Origin of the sequence: uncultured Succinatimonas sp. (assembly GCF_905203285.1) — a bacterium.
GTDB lineage: Bacteria > Pseudomonadota > Gammaproteobacteria > Enterobacterales > Succinivibrionaceae > Succinatimonas.
Map to the genome: position 1 here is coordinate 1 of NZ_CAJKVK010000143.1, position 2,204 is coordinate 2,204.

At 42.8% G+C, this 2,204-nt stretch carries 2 protein-coding genes; both read left to right on the forward strand.

The features are described from left to right. Window positions 1-173: 173 nt before the first annotated feature. The gene (locus tag QZ019_RS09665; protein ID WP_295484604.1) at window positions 174-785 is read left to right on the forward strand and encodes a hypothetical protein; all 612 of its coding nucleotides are present in this window, start codon (window positions 174-176) and stop codon (window positions 783-785) included. Then, window positions 785-2,047: an ISAs1 family transposase gene (locus QZ019_RS09670; RefSeq protein ID WP_295484606.1), complete on the forward strand. Its 1,263-nt coding sequence runs from the start codon at window positions 785-787 to the stop codon at window positions 2,045-2,047. Before QZ019_RS09665 ends, QZ019_RS09670 begins: the two co-directional genes overlap by 1 nt. The last annotated feature ends 157 nt before the right edge of the window (window positions 2,048-2,204 follow it).

Below are 2,204 nucleotides of genomic sequence, written 5' to 3' on the forward strand. Positions count from 1 at the left end.
TATAGCCGCTCTCTTCTCGTATAGATATATTACTACAATACATTTTAACGCTCCGGTTGAAGCCCATGACTTATTACCCTGTCCCTTTATACCTGATGTTGCGCATCATAATTTTTGTATCCGTAATGCTTAAATATATTGACTTTGTATACTAGTTATACTACTATATATTCATGAAGATTCAAGATTTACCCGATTTCGCTAAGCCTTACAAAACTAAAGGCTATGACGTTAAGCTCAGCAAAAACAGCTACCAGCTTTTTCGTATTACTTCCGTTCGGATTGAGGGAAAGAAATTTCCTCAGCCTCAAGCAACCTACATCGGTACCATCGATCCGATTAAAGGTCTTATCCCCAAAAAGATTGAAACCAAGCAGCAATATCCTATAGATACAGTTGAGTTCGGCCTCAGCGATTTTGTCATTAGGCATTTTAAACGTCAGGTGTCGCGCTCTATTTATAACTGCAGCCGAAAGTTGTTTTATATGGGAGTGATCTATTTTCTTTACGGGCATATTGAAGAGCGCTTTGTCCGTCTGTCCTATGTGCAGCGCTATCTTGAAGATATGCCGCCTCTCTCAGGAGCTAATGCCTTAAAACGCGTCAGCAGCGTTGCTGATAAAATTGCCTTTTGTCTGTCAGCCGTTTTTACCGACAGCTCCGATTTGGCTTACGTAACCGCACGGCTGCGAGCCATCACGGTCAACCCGGCAGCTTCGCGCCCTGAAATCACTTATCCGGATGAACTCATCGAGATTTTTCATAAATACGGAGTTAAAGAATAATGAACAATGTTTCATATATTCATGAAGTCATGAATGATGTGGCGATAGTTTTGGCTCCGCTTAAGAGCAGATTGAAATCAGAGCGCCGTTTTATTGATGCTCTGCTGCATATTTTCAGCTCCGTAACCGATTTTCGTCAGCAGCTTAAAGTTATCTATAAACTTGAAAATATCCTCTGTATATGTTTGCTTATCGCCATGCGCGGTAAGTTTACTTCCTTTTACCATGCCGGTTTGTTCATTAAGGTGCGGACCGATTACTTCAAAAATCTCGGACTTATCGAAGGTGACAAAATACCCTCGCATGATACTCTGCGCCGCATTTTCTTATACATTGATGCCGATGAATTGCGTGACTGCATGCTTAACCGCATCCGTGACATGCTCGATAAAATTACCGCTGCAGTGCAGGAAAGCGGGAACAAAGTCCGCCTCTTAAGCGGTGACGGCAAGACCTTTAACGGCTCGGGACGCACCGACGGCACTCGTAACGTTAACGTTTTTAATGTTCTGGACGCTTCCGGCTCTTTGTGTCTTGCCTCAATACCTCTTGAGGACAAAGACTCGGAAATACCGACCTTCAAGCGTCTGCTTAAAAAATATAAGCTTAAAAACACCATGGTTACCGGCGATGCTTTACACTGCCAAATTGATACCATGGATATAATCCATAGCCGCGGCGGCGATTTCACTTTTACGGTTAAAGACAATCAACCGGGCAAAAAACAGCATATCATCGATGTGCTTAAGTTTAATGCCGCCAAGTGTAAGCTCGTTTCCTACAATAATTGCGATTACGAGATTTTTGTCATCGACTATGAATTGACAGAAGAAGATTTTCCTCATGCTGCCGCCTATGTCAGGATGATTAGTCATAAACGCGCAGCTCAACAGGATTACAATCCGACCGCACAGTATTTCGTCACTTCATCGCCCAATATCCGTCTTATCGTTGAGGCTATTGACAGCAGGTGGACCATAGAATGCTGCTTTCATTGGTGGAAAGATGACTTTCTTAAGGAAGATGATTGTACCTTTATGGATAAGAACGCTATTAAGGTTATGGCAACGTTCAATAACATTGCTTTCTCGCTGTACCGGATCGCCTCGGCAATATTCGATGACTCATGCATGGCCGAGACCAGGCTGCGCTTTGAGGAATGCCCGGAAAAGATGCTGGCAAAACTGGTGCCGCTTTTGGAGAAACAAAACCTGACAATGCTGATTAAGCAGAACATGAGAGGTCGGAAAAAGACGACATAAATCTAAAAGTGTCGATGTTTTTATCTTAAAAACGCCCCGAAATGCACTCGTCGGAACTTTTAGTGCACTTGGGCCGCCGCGATCTTAACCGCGTTTTGTTTTATAAAGGATTTTTTTAGTATGAAATTTTTTTTGAAGCTCTCATGCGTAACTACTA

What these genes read in the sequence shown, in the direction of transcription:
- QZ019_RS09670 (WP_295484606.1), top strand. Translation starts at nt 785, where the DNA reads ATGAACAATGTTTCATATATTCATGAAGTCATGAATGATGTGGCGATA.
- QZ019_RS09665 (WP_295484604.1), top strand. Translation starts at nt 174, where the DNA reads ATGAAGATTCAAGATTTACCCGATTTCGCTAAGCCTTACAAAACTAAA.